The 22437-nt window shown below is 46.2% G+C and carries 17 protein-coding genes; 14 read left to right on the top strand and 3 right to left on the bottom strand.

Annotated elements, in window-relative coordinates:
- Window positions 1-230: 230 nt before the first annotated feature.
- From LZZ85_RS20545 to LZZ85_RS20515, 7 genes are all read left to right on the top strand, one after another.
- Entirely contained in the window at window positions 231-941 is a 711-nt protein-coding gene (locus LZZ85_RS20545; RefSeq protein WP_237875237.1) for a DUF5995 family protein, read from the top strand.
- Between the two features lie 107 nt (window positions 942-1048).
- Window positions 1049-2983, top strand: coding sequence for a threonine--tRNA ligase (thrS, locus tag LZZ85_RS20540; RefSeq protein WP_237875236.1), 1935 nt, complete (start codon window positions 1049-1051; stop codon window positions 2981-2983).
- A gap of 191 nt (window positions 2984-3174) precedes the next feature.
- Complete coding sequence (gene infC, locus LZZ85_RS20535; RefSeq protein ID WP_237875235.1) at window positions 3175-3816, top strand: translation initiation factor IF-3; 642 nt, start codon at window positions 3175-3177, stop codon at window positions 3814-3816.
- Window positions 3817-4104: 288 nt separating this feature from the next.
- Complete coding sequence (locus LZZ85_RS20530; protein ID WP_237875234.1) at window positions 4105-6657, top strand: zinc-dependent metalloprotease; 2553 nt, start codon at window positions 4105-4107, stop codon at window positions 6655-6657.
- Window positions 6658-6988: 331 nt separating this feature from the next.
- Window positions 6989-7186 carry a 50S ribosomal protein L35 gene (gene rpmI / locus LZZ85_RS20525; protein WP_237875233.1) on the top strand — a complete coding sequence of 66 codons (198 nt, stop codon included), beginning with the start codon at window positions 6989-6991 and terminating at the stop codon, window positions 7184-7186.
- 47 nt (window positions 7187-7233) lie between these two features.
- Complete coding sequence (gene rplT / locus LZZ85_RS20520) at window positions 7234-7578, top strand: 50S ribosomal protein L20 (protein WP_237875232.1); 345 nt, start codon at window positions 7234-7236, stop codon at window positions 7576-7578.
- Between the two features lie 316 nt (window positions 7579-7894).
- Window positions 7895-9295 (top strand): type III PLP-dependent enzyme domain-containing protein, encoded by a 1401-nt coding sequence (locus LZZ85_RS20515; protein WP_237875231.1) that lies wholly within the window; start codon window positions 7895-7897, stop codon window positions 9293-9295.
- 101 nt (window positions 9296-9396) lie between these two features.
- On the opposite strand, the gene LZZ85_RS20510 is transcribed toward LZZ85_RS20515, so the two are convergent.
- Window positions 9397-9720, bottom strand: coding sequence for a hypothetical protein (locus LZZ85_RS20510; protein WP_237875230.1), 324 nt, complete (start codon window positions 9718-9720; stop codon window positions 9397-9399).
- 61 nt (window positions 9721-9781) lie between these two features.
- On the opposite strand from LZZ85_RS20510, the gene LZZ85_RS20505 reads away from it, so the two are divergent.
- Window positions 9782-10237: a nuclear transport factor 2 family protein gene (locus tag LZZ85_RS20505; protein ID WP_237875229.1), complete on the top strand. Its 456-nt coding sequence runs from the start codon at window positions 9782-9784 to the stop codon at window positions 10235-10237.
- Window positions 10238-10280: 43 nt separating this feature from the next.
- On the opposite strand, the gene LZZ85_RS20500 is transcribed toward LZZ85_RS20505, so the two are convergent.
- Window positions 10281-11558: a hypothetical protein gene (locus tag LZZ85_RS20500; RefSeq protein ID WP_237875228.1), complete on the bottom strand. Its 1278-nt coding sequence runs from the start codon at window positions 11556-11558 to the stop codon at window positions 10281-10283.
- A 144-nt stretch (window positions 11559-11702) separates the two neighbouring features.
- Window positions 11703-12164: an Hsp20/alpha crystallin family protein gene (locus LZZ85_RS20495; protein WP_237875227.1), complete on the bottom strand. Its 462-nt coding sequence runs from the start codon at window positions 12162-12164 to the stop codon at window positions 11703-11705.
- A gap of 264 nt (window positions 12165-12428) precedes the next feature.
- On the opposite strand from LZZ85_RS20495, the gene LZZ85_RS20490 reads away from it, so the two are divergent.
- The 6 genes from LZZ85_RS20490 to LZZ85_RS20465 all read left to right on the top strand — a co-directional run bounded on the left by LZZ85_RS20490 (window position 12429) and on the right by LZZ85_RS20465 (window position 22333).
- Window positions 12429-12845 carry a BrxA/BrxB family bacilliredoxin gene (locus tag LZZ85_RS20490; RefSeq protein WP_237875226.1) on the top strand — a complete coding sequence of 139 codons (417 nt, stop codon included), beginning with the start codon at window positions 12429-12431 and terminating at the stop codon, window positions 12843-12845.
- 181 nt (window positions 12846-13026) lie between these two features.
- Window positions 13027-14190, top strand: coding sequence for a prolipoprotein diacylglyceryl transferase (locus LZZ85_RS20485; RefSeq protein ID WP_237875225.1), 1164 nt, complete (start codon window positions 13027-13029; stop codon window positions 14188-14190).
- A 257-nt stretch (window positions 14191-14447) separates the two neighbouring features.
- Window positions 14448-15305 carry a sigma-70 family RNA polymerase sigma factor gene (locus LZZ85_RS20480; protein WP_038107151.1) on the top strand — a complete coding sequence of 286 codons (858 nt, stop codon included), beginning with the start codon at window positions 14448-14450 and terminating at the stop codon, window positions 15303-15305.
- Between the two features lie 1126 nt (window positions 15306-16431).
- Window positions 16432-17766, top strand: a complete 1335-nt coding sequence (locus tag LZZ85_RS20475; RefSeq protein ID WP_237875224.1) for a TolC family protein — start codon at window positions 16432-16434, stop codon at window positions 17764-17766.
- 102 nt (window positions 17767-17868) lie between these two features.
- A complete protein-coding gene (locus LZZ85_RS20470) occupies window positions 17869-19017 on the top strand; it encodes an efflux RND transporter periplasmic adaptor subunit (protein WP_237875223.1) in 1149 nt (382 codons plus the stop codon).
- 121 nt (window positions 19018-19138) lie between these two features.
- Window positions 19139-22333 (top strand): efflux RND transporter permease subunit, encoded by a 3195-nt coding sequence (locus LZZ85_RS20465; RefSeq protein ID WP_237875222.1) that lies wholly within the window; start codon window positions 19139-19141, stop codon window positions 22331-22333.
- Window positions 22334-22437: the final 104 nt, after the last annotated feature.

Raw genomic sequence — 22437 nt, 5'->3', positions numbered from 1 at the left:
GGCTGGCTATTTGCGCGTAGCCTTGATTTTTTTTTGTTACTTTTTTTGCATCAAGGCAAAAAAAGTAAACGGACCCTTCGACCTCCCGTCGAAAAAAAAGCGCCCTTGCCCGCCCGGCAAAAAAAAGCGCCTTTCGACGCTCCCTAAATAAAAAACCCCAAAGACTCCCGTTATTTCAATCTTTACGCCTCCGGGGCATCCCGGAAACCTCAAACAACGATAGGTCTGTAATGTCATACCGCCTTTTAATGCTCATCATCTTATTACCACTGCTTCAGCCCTTGCAGTCTCCTGCACAGGTCAGCACAGAAGAACTACGGGTATTAAAAAAACTCGATTCTATCAGTGCTTCCACGAGCCGTGCAGCACCTTTTGCTGAGCTGTACTTCAACACAATGATCAACTCGCTGCAGTTTTTTAAAACAGCTGAAGACTCCTCACGGGCCTGCATTCGCTCGCTGCAAGCTCAGTTCACCCGGTCCTTTTTCGCTGCCGCCGATTCTTTCGCTGCACAAAAGGAAATTCCGGCTTCATGGAAGACTTATTATGAAGACTCCTCCGCTTCCGGCATACGTCATGTACTGCTCGGCATCAATGCGCATATCAACGGGGATATCTGGCCGGCACTTATTACATCATTTTCCTATAGAGAATTGATCAGCTTCAGGCCACTTTATTTTTCTTACTATCAAAGTTTGCTGGGTATCTATGACCAGGTTTATGATGAAGTGTTCCGGGGCAGCCGTTCTTTACGCCTGCTGCATTCCGCCAGCATCGGAGCGGATAAATGGTATGGGAAAAAACTTCTGTATCGCTGGCTGAAGCGGCAGATGAAACTGGCCTGCCTGTATTACAGTAAACCTGATCGCTTCAGCAAAAAACTGGAACAACTACACCGGAAAATGCAACGGCTGAACAGGGCGATCATCCGCCATTTTTAAAAGGAAGGGGAGGAGGAATGTGTACAGAAGCCAGGGGATAAACGAAAGCGAAAAATCGCCACAAATTCGCTAAATTTGCCATCCATTTTAAAACGCTAATTAGGCAGATGATCAATATCACACTACCAGATGGTTCCGTGAGGCAATACGAGAAGGGAGTTTCTTCATTGGATATAGCAAAATCAATCTCAGAAGGGCTGGCGCGAAAAGTAATCGCTGCCAGCGTAGACGGACAGGTTTGGGATAGCACGCGCCCGATCGAAAAAGATGCTGCAGTGAAATTGCTCACATGGACGGACAAAGAAGGTAAGAATACCTTCTGGCATTCGTCTGCCCACCTGATGGCTGAGGCGGTGGAAAGCCTGTTCCCGGGTGTGAAATTCTGGGTCGGCCCTGCCCTTGAACAGGGTGGATTTTATTATGACATGGATCTGGGCGATCGTAAGATCACTGAAGAAGACCTGCTCAGCCTGGAAAAGAAAATGAACGAACTGGCCAAACAGAATAATGTTTTTGTCAGAAAACAGGTTCCTAAGGCGGAGGCTATCCAATTCTTCACGGAAAAAGGAGACGAGTATAAACTGGATCTTTTGCAAAACCTCAATGATGGTGAGATCACTTTCTATACACAGGGCGGTTTTACCGATCTCTGCCGTGGACCACATATTCCGGCGACTTCGCTGATCAAAGCGATCAAGCTTACCAACATCGCAGGTGCTTACTGGAAAGGTGACCAGAACAATAAACAGCTGACACGTATATACGGCATCACATTCCCGACTCAGAAAGAGCTGGATGAATACCTCGCCATGCTTGAAGAAGCAAAGAAAAGGGATCACCGTAAGCTGGGCAAGGAGCTAGGTATCTATACCATGGATGATGATGTTGGCCAGGGCTTGATCCTGTGGATGCCAAACGGCACAGTCATCATTGAAGAGCTGGAAAAACTCGCAAAGGAAACAGAAGAGGCCGGCGGCTATAAGCGCGTGGTTACCCCGCATATCGCAAAGGAAAGCATGTACATCACCAGTGGTCACCTGCCTTACTATGCAGATAGCATGTATCCGCCAATGGAAGTGGACGGAGAGAAATACTACCTGAAATCCATGAACTGTCCGCATCACCATAAGATCTTTAAAGCAGAGCCCAAAAGCTATCGGGATCTGCCCTACAGGATCGCTGAGTATGGAACCGTTTATCGCTACGAGCAAAGCGGCGAACTGTTCGGCCTCATGCGGGTACGTTGCTTGCATATGAATGATGCGCATATCTATTGCACCCGTACGCAGTTTGCTGACGAGTTCAGGGCTGTAAATGAAATGTACCAGAAGTATTTCAGGATCTTCGGGATCGAGAAATATGTAATGCGACTTAGTCTGCATTCACCAGACAAATTGGGTAAGAAATATGTGAACGAACCGGAACTCTGGAAAGAAACAGAAGAAATGGTTCGCCAGGTATTGATCGAATCCAATATACCGTATGTAGAAGTACAGGACGAAGCAGCATTCTACGGCCCAAAGATCGACGTGCAGATCTATAGCGTAATTGGCCGTGAATTCACCCTGGCTACTAACCAGGTTGACTTTTCACAGGGACGCAGCTTCAAACTCGAATACACCACACCCGATAACCAGACCGATATTCCATTGATCATTCACCGTGCTCCACTGGGAACACACGAGCGTTTTATCGGGTTCCTGCTGGAACATTATGCAGGGAAACTGCCACTCTGGCTGGCGCCGTTGCAGGTCAAAGTATTGCCGATCAGCGACAAATTCCAGGACTATGCCCTCTCTGTAGTGGCAAAACTAAGAAAGGAAGGCATCAGGGCTGAGGTGGACGACAGGCAGGAAAAGATAGGTAAGAAGATCAGGGACACTGAGTTGATGAAAGTTCCCTACATGCTTGTCGTGGGCGAAAAAGAAATGACCGACGAGGCCGTTTCCGTCCGCAGGCAGGGAAAAGGCGACCTCGGATCAAAATCTGTGGCTGAATTTTTGATAGATGCCGTAGCTGAGATCAAAGAACGCAGGGAATGATGTATATTGTAACAGCCTGCGGATCGCACGATCTCAGTAAGTAAGAATTAAAAATTAAAAATTAAAAAAACTGCACACATATTGTTGAGGCATTTTTTTAATTTTTAATTTTGACTTTTTACTTCCGATCAGGTTGCAAAAAGTAACAAACAAAAATACCCTTACAGGAAGGGTTCATTCAAAAAAACTAAATGGCAGTACCACAAAAACCCGGAGGCGGGTTCAACAGACCACCAGGTGCCGGCGGCGGCGGTTTCAGACCAGGTGGCGGCGGATTTAACAAAGGTGGCTTCAAGGGAAGATTTGTTCCCCGTAAAGAAGCAGAACATCGTATCAACCATTTTATCAGGGTGCCCCAGGTAAGATTGGTTGGAGACAACGTTGAAGTGGGCATCTATAACACACAGGACGCGCTGAGAATGGCGCAGGATCAGCAGCTTGACCTAGTGGAGATCTCTCCGCAGGTAGATCCGCCGGTGTGCAAGATCATTGACTATAACAAATTCCTCTACGATAAGAAGAAAAAGGAAAAGGAGATGAAAGCGAAAAGCAAAGTCTCCGAAGTGAAAGAGATTCGTTTTACACCTAATACGGACGATCATGACTTTGACTTCAAAGCAAAACACGCTGAATCCTTCCTGAAGGATGGAAACAAAGTGAAAGCTTACGTGCAGTTCAAAGGCCGTGCGATCCAGTTCCAGGAAAGAGGTCAGCTGCTTCTGCTGAAGTTCGCTGAACGACTCGCCGAGGCAGGCATACTTGAAAGCATGCCTAAAATGGAAGGAAGAAGAATGCTGGCAATGTTTGCTCCGAAAGGAAAGAAAAAAGCTTAACACGAATGAGCGCGAATCAGCGCGGATGTTCACCAATAAAGTCTTTCAATAAAAAAAACCGTCAGAAATGACGGTTTTTTTTATTGATCTAAAGAACGAAGAGGGAGGGGGAGGTTTGGAACCTATCGAACCTTCCAAACCTCCCAAACCTCTCCGCCCCCCACACACATTTCCCAATTACTTAATCCTTTCCTAACCTACCATTCATATAAAAACCACAAGGGTTCAATGTCGAACCATTGCTTTACGTATATTGAGACCTCTTTTTTTATCACCAAAAACGCAATAATGCATCAATTTTTCAACCACCGCTGGTTGGTCGCTGTAGCTGTTTGTGCATGCTCAGTAGCTGCGGCACAGCCAAGAACTGACTCCGCGAGGATCCCGGGCGCTATGCCGGGAGCAGGAGGGATGAGACCGTCTACCGGACCTAAACCGTACAAAGAAGTAATTACCGCAAAAGCTGTTTCTGATGCGGGCCTTTTCACCGTACACAAAGTAGAAGACAAATATTTTTTTGAGATCGGAGATTCAGTGCTTGGAAGAGATATCCTTGTCGTAAACCGGATCATCAAAGCTGCCGCTGGTATGCGCAGTGGCTTTTTCGGATTTGCAGGAGATCAGATCGGACAAAGCGTGATCCGCTTTGAAAAAGGTCCAAATAATAAAGTATTCCTGCGTAATATATCATTCGCAGAATATACAAAGGACTCAACATCCCCCATGTTCACCGCAGTGAACAATTCAAACATACAGCCGATCGCTGCGGCATTTGATATAAGGGCTTTCTCTAAAGATTCAACCGGCCAGGTAATTGATATCACCGATTATATCAGCGGAGATAATGACGTGCTGTTCTTCAGCGGCAGCCTTAAATCATCTATGCGTATCGGTGGACAGCAGGCTGATAAATCCTACATCACCGGCGTAAGATCTTTCCCGTCTAACGTAGAGATCTCTACTGTAAAAACCTATTCCCGCATGGCTTCACTGCCAGGCCAGGGCGGAGGCGGTGGTTTCACACCTCCAACCCCTGGTGGCAATATCACGGTTGAGCTGAACAGCTCTTTTGTATTACTTCCTAAAGTACCTATGCAGGGGCGTTACTTCGATCCGCGCGTAGGGTATTTCGCAGTTGGTTATACCGACTTCGATGAAAATCCACAGGGCGTTGAATCGATACGTCTGGTCAAACGCTGGAGACTTGAACCTAAAGATGCAGATCTGGAAAAATACAAGAAAGGTCAGCTGGTTGAACCTAAAAAGCCGATCATTTTCTATATCGACCCTGCAACGCCAAAGAAATGGATCCCTTATCTGATCCAGGGTGTGAACGACTGGCAGGCGGCCTTCGAAAAAGCCGGGTTTAAAAATGCTGTACTCGCGAAACTTGCACCCACCAAACAGGAAGACCCTGAATGGAGCCTGGAAGACGCCCGCTACTCAGCGATCGTTTACAAACCATCTGATGTGGCCAACGCAAGCGGCCCAAGTATCAGCGACCCCCGCAGCGGTGAGATCATGGAAAGCCATATCAACTGGTACCATAATGTGATGAAGCTCATCCGTGACTGGTATTTTGTTCAGTGTGCACCACTCGACCCGGGCGCTCGCAAGCTGGAATTTGATGACGAACTGATGGGACAATTGATCCGGTTCGTGTCTTCCCATGAAGTAGGACACACACTCGGTCTGCGCCATAATTATGGCTCAAGCTCTACCGTGCCGGTTGAAAAACTGCGCGATAAGGCATGGGTCGAGGCAAATGGACATACCCCGTCAATTATGGACTATGCGCGTTTCAACTATGTGGCGCAACCTGAAGACAAGATCTCAAGAGTAGGACTGTTCCCACGGATCGGCGACTACGACAAATGGGCGATCGAATGGGGTTACAAATTGTTCCCTGAATTTAATTCAGGAGCAGCTGAGCAGTCTCACCTCAACAAATGGGTGATCGACGCACTTAAAAATAACCGTCTCTGGTTTGGTACCGAAACAAATCCTGATGACCCACGCTCACAACGTGAGCAGGTAGGTGATGATGGAATGAAAGGCGCTTTCTATGGTATTAAAAACCTCCAGCGCATTATTCCTAACCTCGTTGAATGGACAAAAGAGCAGAATAAAGACTATACTTCTCTCGGTGAAATGTATCGCCAGGTAACAGGCCAGTACACCATGTACATGAGCCATGTCACTAAATACATCGGCGGTATCATGGAAACGCCTAAGACCCAGGAGCAGGGTGGAGCGATCTACGAGATCGTAAGCAAGGCAAAACAGAAAGAAGCCGTAGAGTTTCTGAATGCTCAGTTGTTTACTACACCAGCCTGGCTGATCGACCAGAATATTTTCAATAAGACCGGCACAAGTGCTACTGCAACAGTAGGACGTTTGCAGGATAACGTATTGAATGGTATCCTGTCAACCCGCACACTGGGCAAGCTGATCGAAGCAGAAGCGGCGCAGGGGATCAATGCATATTCCATCCTCGACCTTTTCTCAGATCTGAAAAAAGGGATCTGGAGTGAATTACCCGCACGTAGCAAGATAAGCGTATACAGAAGAAACCTTCAGAAATCATACATCACAACACTGGCAGGACTGATCAGCAACCCGCGTTCCGGCAGCTCAGACGTGATCCTCGTGATCCTTGGTGGAAGCGGCTCTGCTTCTAATCCAGACAAGTCTGATATCAAAAGTGCTGTAAAAGCTCACCTGGCTTCACTTCGTACCGAAGTAAAAGCGGCAGCCGGCGTAACAACTGATCCCATGACCCGCTATCACCTGCAGGACGTAGCTTCCCGCATTGATAAGGCATTGGATCCGAAGGAGTAGGAGGGGAGAGAAAGAAGTTTAAAAGTTTAAGGTTTAATAGTTTGACACGTTAGGATTCAAACGTTCCGGAAGTTTTAGACTTTTACAACGTGCTAAATAAAAGAGGTTCAATAAATTATCTAATTTATTGAACCTCTTTTATTTAGCAGATGATAGACTTTATAACCTGTCCAACCTGTCAAACTATTAAACCTTAAACTTTTAAACTTTAAACTCGTAAACTTCTGTCCTTCCACTTTTCTCCCTACCTTTGCAGCCCTCCTGAAGAGGCTCCACAAGCATCCCCCCGTGGGGAACGCCTCAAAGGAATCATTTCTAATACTGGGTTAAAATGCCTAAAGTAAAAACAAACTCCAGTGCCAAAAAGCGCTTTAAAGTGACTGGCACAGGTAAGATCACTCACCAGAAGAGTTTCAAACGTCACATCCTGACGAAAAAATCAACAAAACGTAAACGTGGTATGCGCGTCGATGGCCTGGTTGCAAAACCAAACATGGACTTTGTAAAACGTCTGTTGCGTCTGAAGTAAGCCCTGCTTACCCGATTTTATCTTTAAAACTCTTAAATTAATTAGACATGCCTCGTTCAAAAAATGCTGTTGCCTCCAAGGCCCGCAGAAAAAAAATATTAAAACAAGCCAAAGGCTATTATGGCAAACGTAAAAACGTTTTAACAGTAGCCAAAAACGTAGTTGAGAAAGGTATGACCTACATGTTCGTGGGTCGCAAACTCAAGAAAAGAGAATACCGCTCTCTCTGGATCGCTCGTATCAACGCTGCAGTACGTGCTGAAGGCCTTACTTATTCTGAGTTCATCAACAAACTCCAGAAAAAAGGCATTGAGCTCGACCGTAAAGTTCTCGCTGATCTGGCAATGAACAACCCGGAAACGTTCAAGAACCTCGTGGATTCTGTAAAGTAATCCCCGCTTAAACGATAAAGAGAAAGCCTCCGGAATTTTCCGGAGGCTTTCTCTTTATCAGAAGGTTTGATAGGTTCCAAAGGCTCCATAGGTTCAATATTGCCAATATGCTCCGATAGCCTGGTTCAAGTCCCAGATGTTCTATCGAACCTCTCAAACCTATGGAACCTATGAAACCTTTGGAACTTATGGAACCTACCATACCTCCCAAACCGTTCCCTTCCTCCCTCCCCCAAAACTCCCCGCTGATTTCTCCCAGAATCCTATAATTTTGTGCCATTAAAAAATGGGACAACCCTAACCCTCGTATTTGTAAATGAATAACTCTTACAGCGACCTCGTTCATCAAACCTTCAATTTTCCCCAGGAAGATTTTGAGGTAAAAGACGGATATCTTCAGTACAATAATCTAGATATCAAAGCTCTGATCGATAAGTACGGTACGCCCATGAAGCTGACCTACCTGCCGAAGATCGGGATGCAAATCAAAAAGGCAAAGACCATGTTTGCCAATGCATTTAAAAGACACAAATATGAAGGGAAATACTTTTACTGTTATTGCACTAAGAGCTCCCACTTCAGCTTCGTTGTCGAAGAAGCGCTGAAACATGAGATCCATCTCGAAACATCCTACGCTTACGATATCGAGATCATCAAAAAATTGTACGAGAAGAAAAAGATCAACAAGGATATCCATATCATCTGCAACGGCTATAAGCAAAAACCGTATACCCGCAGAATTGCAGCCCTGCTGAATGCCGGCTTCTCCAACGTGATCCCGGTGCTCGATAACAAAGATGAACTGAAAGAATACGCAAAGTCCGTAAAAGGCCCTTTCAAATTGGGTATCCGCGTTGCCGCTGAAGAAGAACCTAACTTTCCTTTTTATACATCAAGACTTGGCATCAGGGCTAAAGATATCCTGGAGTTTTATGTCGATCGCATCGAAGGCTATGAAAGCAAGTTCCAGTTGAAAATGCTCCACATCTTCCTTAATAAAGGGATCAAGGATGATATCTACTACTGGAGCGAACTGAATAAGATCATCAACCTGTATTGCCAGCTGAAGAAGATCTGCCCGGAGCTTGATTCCATCAATATCGGAGGTGGATTCCCGATCAAGCACTCTCTCGGGTTTGAATATGATTACCAGTTCATGATCAATGAGATCGTTGGTAACATTAAGTCTGCCTGCAAAAAAGCAAAAGTTCCAATGCCGAATATCTTTACAGAGTTCGGAAGCTTTACTGTTGGAGAAAGTATGGCGCATATCTACAGCGTGATCGGGGAGAAAGTTCAGAATGATCGTGAGAACTGGTATATGATCGATTCGTCTTTCATTACCACGCTGCCTGATACATGGGGTATTGGTGAAAAATTCCTGATGCTGCCTATCAATAAATGGGAGCAGGAGTACCAACGGGTAGTACTCGGTGGCATCACGTGTGACAGCCATGACTACTACGATTCTGAAGAACACATCAATGAAGTATTCCTTCCAAAGATCAACAACGGAGAACCGCTCTATGTCGGCTTCTTCCATACAGGCGCTTACCAGGATCAGATCAGCGGATACGGCGGCATCAAACACTGCCTCATCCCTTCACCCAAACACGTGATCGTGGGCCATGATAAGAACGGCAAACTGGTGGATTGGCTCTATGCCCGCGAACAAACGGCGCAGAGTATGCTGAAGATCCTTGGCTACGTGAAGTAGAAAGTAAAAATTCAAAAGTAAAAAGTAAAAAAATGGTCGTTCAAAGGAGATAACTCCTTTCCTGAACGGCCATTTTTTTACTTTTGAATTTTTACTTTGCTTTACCTCCACCTTCTCCGGTCATAATGCCTGTTCCATTCCCTGTATTGCGGATAGCTTCTGTAAGAACGCTGCATATATCTTTGGTCAAGATAATACCTGTTACCTGGTCCTCTCCAGTAGATCCAGCCCTGTGGGTTACGATAGTAGTAGCGGCCATCGTTATACCGGCTGATCACCATGCCCGGGCCGGCATTAATGATCAGGGATGCAGAGACCCGTGGAGGTGGAGGAGGGTAGGGCTCATATCGCCTGGAAGCGCAACTCGTGATCAGCACCACTATCGCTGCCAGGGCAACCGTTTGTACAATTCCTGATGTTTTCATAATGAATGAGTTTATTTTAGGACGGAAATAATTATCCTGGGTTCACTTAAACAATGTTAATATGCGCATCCTTTTATTATTGTTAACAACTGCTTGCATTTCTGTTAAGGCATCTGCTCAGTCCGTGGAGGATTCTGTTAAAGCAACCGTCAATAATCTTTTTACTGCCATGCGTAATGCCGATCCGCCGGGAGTGGTGGCGGTGTTTTCAAGCAATGCTGTATTGCAAACGATCTCGCGCGATAAAGAAGGTAAGACCGTCGTAAAAGATGAGAAGGTGAGTGAATTTGCGGAAAGTCTTAAGCGCGTAAAAAAAGACTCCGCCGATGAGCGGATCACCTTTGAGAAAATACTGGTGGACGGACCGCTCGCCACAGTGTGGACACCCTACAATTTTTACTACAACGGAGCATTTAGTCACTGTGGAGTGAACTCATTTCAGCTGGTAAGAATAGATGGAGTCTGGAAGATCCAGTACATTATTGATACACGAAGAAAAGCTGGTTGCAAGCCATAAATAAGATCCAAAAAAAGAGGGCTTCCAGTGAAGCCCTCTTTTTTTAGTTTCCTTTATTGCTGACCCGGTATTTCTTATTCACTTTCGGGTTATTGAAATATTTGTTCAACTCATCTTCTGTCATACCGTCAAGCGTAACATCAAGCGGCACGTCAATGACCTGCATCTGACTTTGCTTCAGCTCTTCCTTAAGCTTGGCTGTTTTTGATGCGATCAGTGGATCCCTGTCGCCCACCAAAGTAAATTCGAAGAGCATATAGTCAAGACGCTTAATGGAAGAACGCAGAACAGCCGCCTGGTTTTGTTCCACTACTTTATTCGGGGCTGTAGCCTCTTTTACCGGTACAAGTGCGACACCCGCACTGGGTAAGATCTTACCGGCAGTCTCTGCTGAAGCGCCTCCGGAAGTACTCAGGATCGTACCTGTCAACGCTGACGTGGCAGAAGTCAGGTCGAATGAAGTTCTGGCCCCCTTATTCTTTCTGATCTTCCTGTCTATCTGTATGAAAGTCGCCTTCAATATCATTGAATGTCTTCTCACTTGCGAATACAATACATCATATTCCTGCTTGGCTCTGGGATAATTCAGTGCATCCCTGACAGTAATCCTTACGTTAGCCGTGTCCCTCACCTGGAACTTGGTCGTGGAACCGATGAAGCTGAGGTTAAGTATTTTCGTCTTGATCGTATCAGTTTCTTTTACGAAATCAAATGGAATGGTCCACGAGAATTCATCACCGCATTTTCTCACACTTTTATAGTTTGAAATGGAAATATTGCTGGTGAACAGGATGTCGTCAATGGTGAAATTACCGGCTTCGCATTGAACGCTGAAGCTGATCGTTTCTCCTTCGTCGGCGATAAGCGTACTTCCTACAGAAGGTTTTAATTTGGGTAAGATCACATCTGTGTTATAAAATACGAGTACAAAACTTGTATCAACCCTTTCGCGGGGATTCGATAGGTTTTGTACACCGAGCTTTACCGGGTATTCCTCATCATACTTGAGCTTCCCTGAAAGGAAAAAGGATTTTTCCGCTTTGAAAGTCAGCGTGCCATTGTCTTTATTGATTTTTAAACCAATAGGAGAGTTTTTAAGATACCAGTAATATTTTGATGCTTCCCTATTGATAGACAAGGGGTAAGAGAGGACTGAATCAACATGGAGTGTAATGTACGGGTTCAGATTGGTAATACGCAAAGTGCTGTCTTCCATCTCCACCGGCTTGGGATGGAGAGTGTCGAGGATCACATCCTGGCTTTTCACGACGGTTACGGATAGTATAAAGAGAACAAAGAAGTAAATGATCTTCTTGAACATAGCTTCAGTAATGTTGGTAAATGTGAACGCAAAAGTAACAGATTTTAGACAATGCGTGTGCCAGAATGGTTGTCAGCCAAAAGAAAACCCCGTCGTGGAAACGACGGGGTGTAAACCAAAACCAACTGCTTATGAGAAAGATTCTTACTGAATATTTATTTGTTGTGCTGATGCTTTGACTACTTCTCTCTTCGGAAGGTTTAATGTCAGAACACCATTATTATATTTTGCCTCAATTCCTGTGGCATCAATTTTTTCATCCAGTGTGAAAGATCTTTTGAATGAACGGAAACTGTATTCACGGCGTACCTGCTTATTCGTCTTCTCTCCATTCTCTGCATTTTCCTTCACATCTTCTTTTTTATCTGCAGAAACCGTCAATACATCCTGATCAACATTCACCTTGAAATCACTCTTTTCGAAACCCGGTGCAACCACCTCGAGGCTGTATCCTTTGTCAGATTCCAGGATATTTACCGGTACAAAACCTTTAAACACCTGATCTGTTCCATTTTTATATAAGACGGGCAACTCTGAGAAAAGGTCGTCCACCAAATTGTTAAAGCTTCTTTCAAATGGTCTGCGTCCGAATTTTACGTGTGTCATAATCTTATTCTTTTAGTTTTTTATTTTTTGATTACGACTAGTACATTTCAAACGATGTACCACCACCCAAAATCAGCCATTTTCCTGCCATTCATGCGAAAAAGAAGAATATTTTAAGACAATATGTCTGCCTTGTATTTTAAAATACGCCATAGTGTCATTTGCTATGCAGTCAAGCTACCTTAATAATTTTTGTTCGAGTAATCTGAACCAATTCGTGCAATTCGTGTTCTTAACATAAATTCGCGCTTTAAACTATAAACTATGTATCCAGCACAAATAGTCAACCCGATGAAAGAAGAGCTGACAGACAACGGTTTTTCCGAGTTGCTGACAGCAGGCGAAGTAGACGCCCAGATCTCTAAAGAAGGTACCACCCTTGTTATGATCAATTCTGTTTGTGGTTGTTCCGCAGGCAGCGCACGTCCAGGCGTGCTGATGGCTGTTGTAAACGCTAAGAACAAGCCCGATTTCCTTACCACCACTTTTGCTGGTTTCGATGTTGAAGCTGTTCAAAAGCTCCGCGAGCACCTGCTCCCTTATCCTCCGTCATCTCCTGCGATCGCCCTGTTCAAAAATGGCCAGCTCGTTCATTTTATTGAGCGCCACCAGATAGAAGGCCGTCCCGCACAGCTGATCGCGAATAATCTGATCGGTGCGTTTGATGAGTATTGTAATTAAGATCGTTTTCCGTTCACCGTTGACCGGTTGAACGATTGATATTTTTAAAAACCTCCCTGATCAGGGAGGTTTTTGCTTTAAAATAAAGAACTGTCCGTCAACGGTCAACGGACAACGGACAACGAAAAACAAATCCTCGCTTTTTGCCCGTATATTCGCCTGCTTAAAACCAACGCGATAAATGTATCCTAACCTGTATTTTGCCTTCAGAGATCTTTTCGGTGTAGAATGGAGTTTTCTCCGGTTTGTCAATTCGTTTGGTTTTTTTGTTGCCATTGCATTCGTGCTGGCAGCTGTTACGCTGACCGCTGAACTGAAACGCAAGAGCGGCGAAAATCTCCTGTTCCCGACTGATATGCAGGTAGTGGTTGGTCAGCCTGCTACTCCGGTTGAACTGATCCTGAACTTCCTTCTCGGTTTCCTCCTCGGATATAAGATCCTTGCCTTATTTATAATGGACGATTCTGCAACCGAAGATCCGCAGCAGTTCATTTTTTCAGGGATCGGAAGCTGGCCAGCGGGTATTATTTTAGGTCTCCTGTTCGCCGGAATGAAATGGTATGAGAAGAATAAGCAGAAACTGCAGAAGCCTGAGAAACGTACGATCCGGATCTGGCCACAGGATAGAGTAGGGGAGATCACCATTCTCGCACTGATATTCGGCCTTTTCGGCGCCAAACTGTTCGATATATTCGAAAACTGGGATGATTTTCTGAAGCATCCTTCATCCTATATTTTTTCCCCGGCAGGTTTAACATTCTATGGAGGGTTGATCTGTGCTGCGATCGCGATCTGGGTTTATGCTAAAAAACATAATATCGGGTTCTGGCACCTGAATGACGCCGCTGCCCCTGCGTTGATGCTGTCTTATGGTATTGGCCGTATTGGCTGCCAGGTAGCAGGTGATGGAGATTGGGGAATTGAAAACCTTAATCCTAAGCCCTTTAGCTGGCTGCCCGACTGGGCCTGGGCCTACACTTACCCAAATAACGTAAACGAAGCCGGCAAACCGATCGCCGGTTGTATCGGAAAATACTGCAACGAACTTCCTGTTCCCGTTTACCCGACCCCACTGTACGAAATAGTGATGGCACTGCTTCTTTTTGTGCTTCTCTGGTCCGTTCGCAAAAAACTCAAAGTACCGGGCACCCTTTTTGCGCTGTATCTGATGGTGAATGGAGTTGAACGCTTCCTGATCGAAAAGATCCGGGTGAACACACACCTTAACCTTTTCGGATTCAGGCCAACCCAGGCGGAGGTGATTTCTTCCCTTCTTTTCCTGGCAGGTCTGATCATCTGGATAGTGTTGCATAGAAGGGCAAAAACAGAGAAATCCACATCCTGACAGGCTTTTAATGCAGTTTGGGATTTTTTTGGGAATGCCCCGAAACTCGCCACCAGCAACGATTTGAGCATTGAATTGGCGGAATATAATTACTTACAGTCAATTTTGAGAGAATAATTATCAACATTGACTATGAGATTCCGGGAATGCAATGTATTTTTGCAGACGGTTCGGGACGGTTTTATTTCACTACACTTTGCATATCCTGCAAACAAAGACTGTCTATTATTGTTTTTATTTAAACAGACAGATTCATTATGAGGCAACTCAAAATTGCTACCCAGATTACCAACAGGGACTCTCAGGCGGTTGAGAAGTACCTTCAGGAGATCTCGAAAATTTCGATGATCACTCCGGAAGAGGAAACCACGCTGGCCCAACGTATCAAGATGGGAGATCAGAAAGCACTAGACAAACTTGTGCAGGCTAACCTCCGTTTCGTGGTATCCGTTGCGAAGCAGTATCAACACCAGGGGCTTTCTTTGAGTGATCTGATCAACGAGGGCAACCTCGGCCTTATTAAAGCGGCACAACGCTTTGATGAAACCAAAGGTTTCAAATTTATCTCCTACGCGGTTTGGTGGATTCGCCAGTCCATCCTACAGGCGTTGGCAGAGCAGGGCAGATTAGTCCGCCTGCCTCAAAACAAAATTGGCACTTATAACAAAGCCAACAAAGCTTACATGGCTTTCGAGCAGGAGCACGAAAGAGAACCATCTACAGAAGAGCTGGCCGAGTTACTGGAAATGAGTGAAACAGAGATCAACAACATTTTCCAAAGCAACACCCGTCACACCTCTCTCGATGCACCCGTGCACGAAGCAGAAGATGTGGCTATGGGCGACCTGCTGGAAGGTGGTGATGATACTGACGATGACGTGATGAAAGACTCTCTGAGAAATGAAATCCGTCGCGTACTCAAATCCCTCAGCCCAAGAGAAGCGGAGATCGTAAACGCTTATTTCGGCCTTGATGGTGAGCAGGGTGTTACCATCGAACAGATCGGTCAGAAATACGATCTTACCAAAGAACGTATCCGCCAGATCAAAGAAAGAGCCATCAAGCGTTTGCAGAAAGCCCGCTACAGCAGCGCGCTCAAAGCTTACCTGGGTTAAGAAAAACTCAGTCCACTAACCAAGAGAAAGATCAATTCCCCGCCATCGCCTCGGCAACGGCGGTATAAAAATACACCTTCGCAACGCGAAGAAAACCCAGACGGGTTATTAAAGAACAGCTCCGGTCATTTGATGGCCGGGGCTGTTTTCGTTAGAGGGCAAGGTTTAAGGTTTAATAGTTTAATAGATTAAGGTTTAAAAGTCAGGGGGGATTCCGGATCATGTTGAAAAGTTGAGGGTGGTCTACAAAATGGCTTGGGTTGAAATGTTCCGGATGAGCATCGCTCGCATATACTTCTGGCGGCCCTTCCACCGTAGCGAAGCGGAGGAGGGAACCTGGGCCAGTCGCTCAAAAGATTTATCGCCCTCAGCGTGTCAGCTTGTCACCATTTTTCACGGCCTGAAATCCCGTCAAACTTTGGACGGCCAAAGGACGACCAAGAGACGAACTAACGACGACTAACAAGCATTTCAAAAACACGCGAAGTCTGACCTTGAAAGATTATCATCAGTCAACACATCAGCTGGCTTCGCGTGCCAGAATGTCGTATCTGAGGAGCATATATCGCTTCAGGGCGTGCTCACGTTTTTTGTGCCCGATCAGACAGCTATCGCTTAAAAACCTGTAAGTGGACAAGTGATAATAACCCGTTTGCAGGATACCGGCAAGCCTGATTACATCAGGCGAGGGACCGGAGCAAAAGCATAGGCAAAAACTTTAAACTATTAAACCATTAAACTTTTAAACTTCTCACCCCATCGCCCTTTCCAAACTCTCCGAAATTTATACAACTGTTTAACTCACTTTTTGCTAAGTGTTGATTCCTAATACTCTCTAATGCCGCTCATCCAAAAAAAAAGCGTTTTCATCTCTTTCGGTAGTGAATTGTATTCTTCTTTCCCCGTACATTTGCATGCCGATCCTCCATTGACTCCCATTTATTAAAAAACTGTCTGCCGAAGTTTTAGAACAGGGCGGACCGTTTTACGAACTGCCCGTTTTACTAACGGAATGTTTGCCTTAGCCAGCTATCCGAGCTTTAGCGAAGATGGCTTCTCAGCCCATGCGTTATCGCAGGCTGAATAAAATCGTGTATAACAATTATATATATCTATCGATCAAACTATGAGAAAGACTCGATCTTATATGTTCTATCGTATGCTGATCCCTGCGATGTTGGTGTCTTCTGTGTCCTCAGCCCAAACATCCTCCGCTGACAGCCTGTTACAGGATGCCAGCCTGCCCAATGTGATCCAGTATGCGTTAAAAAGACAGCCCTTAATTCAGCAATCTCTCCTGGATGAAGAGATCACCAGGCTGCAGGTAAAGTCGCGGCTTGCTGACTGGTATCCTCAGGTAAATTTCAACTATCTGCTGCAGCACAACTTCGAGGTGCAGACCAATATCATCGGTGGAAACCCCGTGAAGCTTGGCGTGGATAATACCTCAGCATTTCAGTTTGGTGCAACGCAGACCATCTTCAACAGGGATGTATTGCTTGCGCTCCGCTCCCGTAATGATGTCCAGTTGCAGACAAGACAGCAGACGACCAGCAATAAGATCGACCTTGTTGTGAACGTCAGCAAGTCATTCTATGCAGTACTGGCCACCCAGCAGCAGATCAAAGTTGTTCAGGAAACCATCACCCGGCTGGAAAGAAGCTTGCGGGATTCCCGCGCGGCTTATGATGCCGGTGTTGCGGATAAGACAGACTACAAAAGAGCAACGATCGCATTGAACAACGCGATCGCTACCAAAAAAGCAACGGAAGAAAACCTGAAGGCAAATATTGAATTGCTGAAAGCGTCGATGAACTATCCGGCAACAGGCCAACTCAATATCGCCTACGACAGTGCCACGCTGGAAAATGCGATCCCGCAGGATACACTGGCCATGGTTGATCTCGCCGGCAGGATCGAGTATCAGCAATTGCAAACAGTAAAACGTCTCCAGGAAGCAAACCTGAAGTATAATAAATGGAGCTTCATTCCAACACTGTCCGCAAACGGCGCCTATAATTTCAACTACCTGAATGATCAGTTCTCTAAACTGTACAGCACTTCTTACCCTGCCTCCTGGGTGGGCATTACTTTAGGCTTACCGATCTTCCAGGGCGGGAAAAGAAAATATAATATTAAGGTTGCCGAATTCCAGCTGAAACGTGTTGACCTTGATATCGTAAACCTGCAGAACAATGTAAATGCCGAGTATACTTCGGCTATGGCTGCTTACAAAAGCAACCTGGCAAACTATCTCGCCGTGAAAGAGAATGTGCAGCTCGCGCAGGAAGTATATGATGTGATCAATCTGCAATACCGTAGCGGTATCAAAGCATACCTGGAAGTGATCACGGCTGAAACAGATCTGCGCACCGCACAGATCAATTATTTTAATGCATTGTATACAGTATTAAGCAGCAAGATCGACGTACAGCGCGCGCTCGGTACCATACAATACTAAAAATTAAATCTGCCTGACATGTATACACTATTATCCATCAGGGCATTTTTACTTTTGAATTTTGAATTAACAACCTTTAGTACGAATATTTAATATAGAAGTATGTTCTTAACATCAATCAAAACATGGTCTGTAATCAGTTGCGCAGTATTACTGGCAGCTTGTGGCGGAAAACAAACGGCACAGCAGGCTGGTCCGCCACCTGCAACTCCCGTAACTGTAGACGAAGTTCGCTCTACTGACGCCGTTTATTATGATGAATATCCCGGAACAGTTGTAGCGCTGAATCAGACGGAGATCAGGGCGCAGGTGACAGGATATGTGACCGCTATTTACTTCAAAGATGGTGATAAGGTGAGCAAAGGCCAGCGCCTTTATTCGATCGATCAGCAGCTTTACAGCGCTAACCTCGATCAGGCTGTGGCAAACCAACAGGTACAGGAAACAAACCTGCTGAAGGCACAGAAAGATGCAGACCGTTATCATGAACTCGATAAAAAAGATGCGATCGCGAAACAACAGGTTGACTATGCTGATGCCGCCCTCGAAGCTGCTAAAAAGCAGGTTGCCGCTGCAAAAGCAAATGTGAACGCTGTAAAAGCAAACGTTGGATTCGCAACGATCGTTGCGCCGTTCAGCGGAACTATTGGCATCTCACAAGTACGCAGCGGAACCTCTGTGATCGCTGGTCAGACGATCCTGAACACCATCTCTACCGATGACCCGATGGCGGTTGACTTTCCTGTTGATCAGAAATCTTTCTACCAGTTCGCCAAAAAAGAAACAGGTAAAAAAGCCAATGACTCAACCTTCTCTATCGCATTTGGAAAAGATATTTATCCGTTCTACGGCTCTGTGAACACGATCGACCGTGCCGTGGATCCACAAACCGGTACCATCAAGATCCGTTTATCCTTTCCCAATAAGGAGAAAATGCTGAAAGCTGGTATGAATACGACCGTACGCATCTTGAATGCTGACGGCGGCCAGTCAATCGTGATCCCGTATAAAGCCGTAACCGAGCAACTCGGCGAATTCTTTGTATACGTTGTGGGAGACAGCAGCAAAGTGTCTCAGCGTAAACTTGTGCTGGGCAACCCGATCGGTACAAACATTCTCGTGAAAGATGGCCTGAAGGAAGGAGAGAAGATCGTGGTTGAGGGCATGCAGAACTTACGCCAGGGATCTGTAGTCACTACCACTCAGCCCGCGCCTCAGGGCCAGGGTGGAGCAGCAGCGCCTAAAAAATAATGATGCCCTTTGCCGGAAACAAGTTCCGGTCGAAGTATCATCATTAAGAGAAGAGCAGAACATATTTAATGACAGTTGCAGGTGAAAGAAACCCTGAGCCTGCAAGTATCTTTCATAAAACATGATAGCAGATACTTTTATAAAAAGACCCGTCACCGCCATTGTTATATCAATTGTGCTGGTTTTGGTGGGGATCATTTCGCTGATCAATTTGCCTGTGGCACAGTACCCGGAGATCTCTCCGCCCACCGTGTCTATCTCAGGTAACTTCACCGGCGCAGACGCGCAGACAGTAGAACAAACTACTACTACCGCGATCGAAACGCAGGTGAACGGAACGCCCGGTATGACCTACATGAGCAGTAACAGTACCAGTAGCGGTCAGAGCAGCATTACCGTAAACTTTGAAGTGGGGACCAATATCGATATCGCAACACTCGACGTGCAAAACCGTGTGAGCGTTGCGGAGCCAACATTACCCGATGCGGTGAAAAGGCTTGGTCTGACGGTGCGTAAACGTAACCCGAGTATCATGATGGCTCTTGCATTCTACTCTCCCAACGGAAAGCATGATGCAACCTTCATCGGTAACTATGTTAACCTCTATGTAAAGGACGCCCTTCTTCGTGTAAAAGGCGTGGGTGATATATTTTCCCGTGCAGACGATTTCAGTATGCGCATCTGGCTGAATCCTGAAAAGATGGCCGCGCTGGGTATAACACCACAGGAAGTGAATGCCTCTCTTCAGGAGCAAAACCTCCAGGTGGCAGCTGGTACCGTTGGTGGTAATCCGCAACCAGGTGTTCAGACTTTTGAATACAGTGTCATCACGAACAGCCGTATCAGTACAAAAGAACAGTTCGAGAATATAGTTGTAAGAACAAGACCAGCCGATGGAAGCATCGTCCGGCTGAGTGATGTGGCACGGGTTGAGCTTGGTAAATTCGATTACACCGCGAACGCTTTCGTGAATGGTAAACCTGCCGCATTCGTGTTGGTTTACCAGGCGCCGGGAGCCAACGCACTTGATACTTACAAAGGAATACAGAATGCATTGGAAGAAATGAGAAAAACGTTTCCTGATGATGTGGATTTCCTTGTGCCTCTTGAAACCGCTACTGTCGTGGAAGTTTCTATCAACGAGGTAATGCATACGCTGGTGGAAGCGCTGATCCTTGTGATCCTGGTGGTATTCCTGTTCCTGCAGAACTGGAGGGCTACACTGATCCCCGTACTGGCGATCCCGGTATCCCTGATCGGAACATTTATTTTCTTCGGTCCGCTCGGCTTCACCATCAATACACTCACACTCTTCGCATTCGTACTCGCGATCGGTATCGTGGTGGATGATGCGATCGTTGTGGTGGAAGCCGTACAGCATAATATTGATCACGAGAAGATGTCGCCCAAAGAAGCAACACGCAAAGCCATGAAAGAGATCTCCGGACCTGTCATTGCGATCGCGTTGATCCTCGCAGCGGTATTCGTTCCGGTTGGATTTATTCCCGGTATCGTGGGGCGGCTTTACCAGCAGTTCGCCATTACGATCGCGGTATCCGTACTGATCTCGGCATTTGTCGCGCTTTCATTGACGCCTGCATTGTGTACCATCATGCTCAAACCTTCGAAAGGTGAAAATGATAAGAAAAATCTGCTGGATAAATTCTTCGCCTGGTTCAATAAACACTTCGGTCGCCTGACCAACAGCTATACGCGTGGAGTAGGCGGATGGATCCGTCGTACACCTTATGTGCTGGTAATGATGGCAGCGTTGTTTGTTGGTCTTGTATTCCTGTTCAAGAACAAACCGACCGGCTTTATCCCAACGGAAGATGAAGGCCGTTTGTTCGTTACATACGAAATGCCGGAAGCAACCTCAACCACGCGAAGCATTGCCATGCTGAAAGAGATCATGAGTCGCGTACAAAAGCTGGAAGAGATCAATGTAGTGGGTGGTCTGGCCGGCCTGAACATCGTGAGCTTCTCCAATAAATCGAACGTGGGTACCATGTTTGTGAACCTGAAGCCATGGGATGATCGTAAAGGCAAGGAGCATCACGTTCAAAGTGTGATTGCGAAGATCAGTGCTGCCGTGAAGGATATCAAGGAAGCGCGTGTAATTCCGATAGCGCCTCCAGCGATCCCTGGACTGGGTGCCACTTCCGGTTTTACGTTTGAGTTGCAGCAAACCGGTAGCACCGATGACGCCAAAGGCTTTGAACGTGTGGCAATGGAATTCCTCGGAAGAGTGAACCAGCGCCCTGAGATCGCAATGGCCTATACCTTCTTTAATGCACGCACTCCAAGTTACCAGGTAGACGTGGATAAGGATCAGGCAAAGAAACAGGGTGTATTGGTCTCTGATGTATATGCAACCCTGTCCAATTACCTTGGTAGCAGTTATGTAAATGATTTCAACTTATATGGGCGGAACTTCCGTGTAATGTCCCAGGCTGATAGCTCCTTCCGGGGTAACCTCGATAATATCGGGCGTTATTATGTGAGGAACAGCCAGGGCAATATGGTGCCATTGGGTTCGCTGATCACGACGAAAGTGATCGAAGCCCCTGCCGTGCTTTCGCATTACAATATCTATCGCTCAATTGAGATCAACGGTTCTCCGAAACCTGGTTTCAGTAGCGGACAGGCAATTGAAGCGCTGAAAGAAGAAGCGGCCAAATTGCCTGCGGGTTATGGTTATGAATTCTCAGGTATGAGCCGTGAGGAAATTGCCGCGGGTGGTCAGCAGGCTGTCATTTTCGCGATCTCGCTGGTATTCGTGTTCCTGTTCCTTGCCGCATTGTATGAGAGCTGGTCTGTGCCGTTCTCTGTACTGTTCGCGGTTCCGATCGGGGCACTGGGATCGATCATCACCCTGACGCTTTTACCAAACCTGAATAACAATATCTATGCGCAGATCGGTCTGATCACCCTGATCGGTCTGGCCGCCAAGAACGCGATCCTGATCGTGGAGTTTGCAAAAGAGAGGGTGGACCGGGGGATCGATATTGTGCATGCGACGCTGTCGGCCGTAAGACTTCGCCTGCGCCCGATCGTAATGACCTCCCTTGCGTTCATTCTGGGCGTGCTTCCGCTCGCCTTTGCCACCGGTGCAGCAGCGGAGAGCCGCAAAACAATCGGATGGACCGTATTCGGCGGTATGATCGCGGCAACCACGCTCGCCATCTTCGTGGTACCCGTTCTCTTCGCCCTGATCACTAAGATGTCCTATGGCAAAAAACTCAAACGCCTCCAGGAAGAAAACCGCACACAGGCGGAAGTGGATAAGAAGATCATTGATGAGAGGTTGGGGTAGGAGGTGAGAGGGTTGGAAGGTCTAGGAGATTCCAGAAGCTCCTAAGGTTTCATAAGTTTTGTCCATAAATAAAAGAGGTTTAATAAGTTAGGAGGCATTCTTCC

This window comes from Terrimonas ginsenosidimutans (genome assembly GCF_022012415.1).
Taxonomy (GTDB): domain Bacteria; phylum Bacteroidota; class Bacteroidia; order Chitinophagales; family Chitinophagaceae; genus Terrimonas_A; species Terrimonas_A ginsenosidimutans.
Note: the sequence above shows the minus strand (reverse complement) of the source record. Positions and strands in the feature narration are given on the sequence as shown.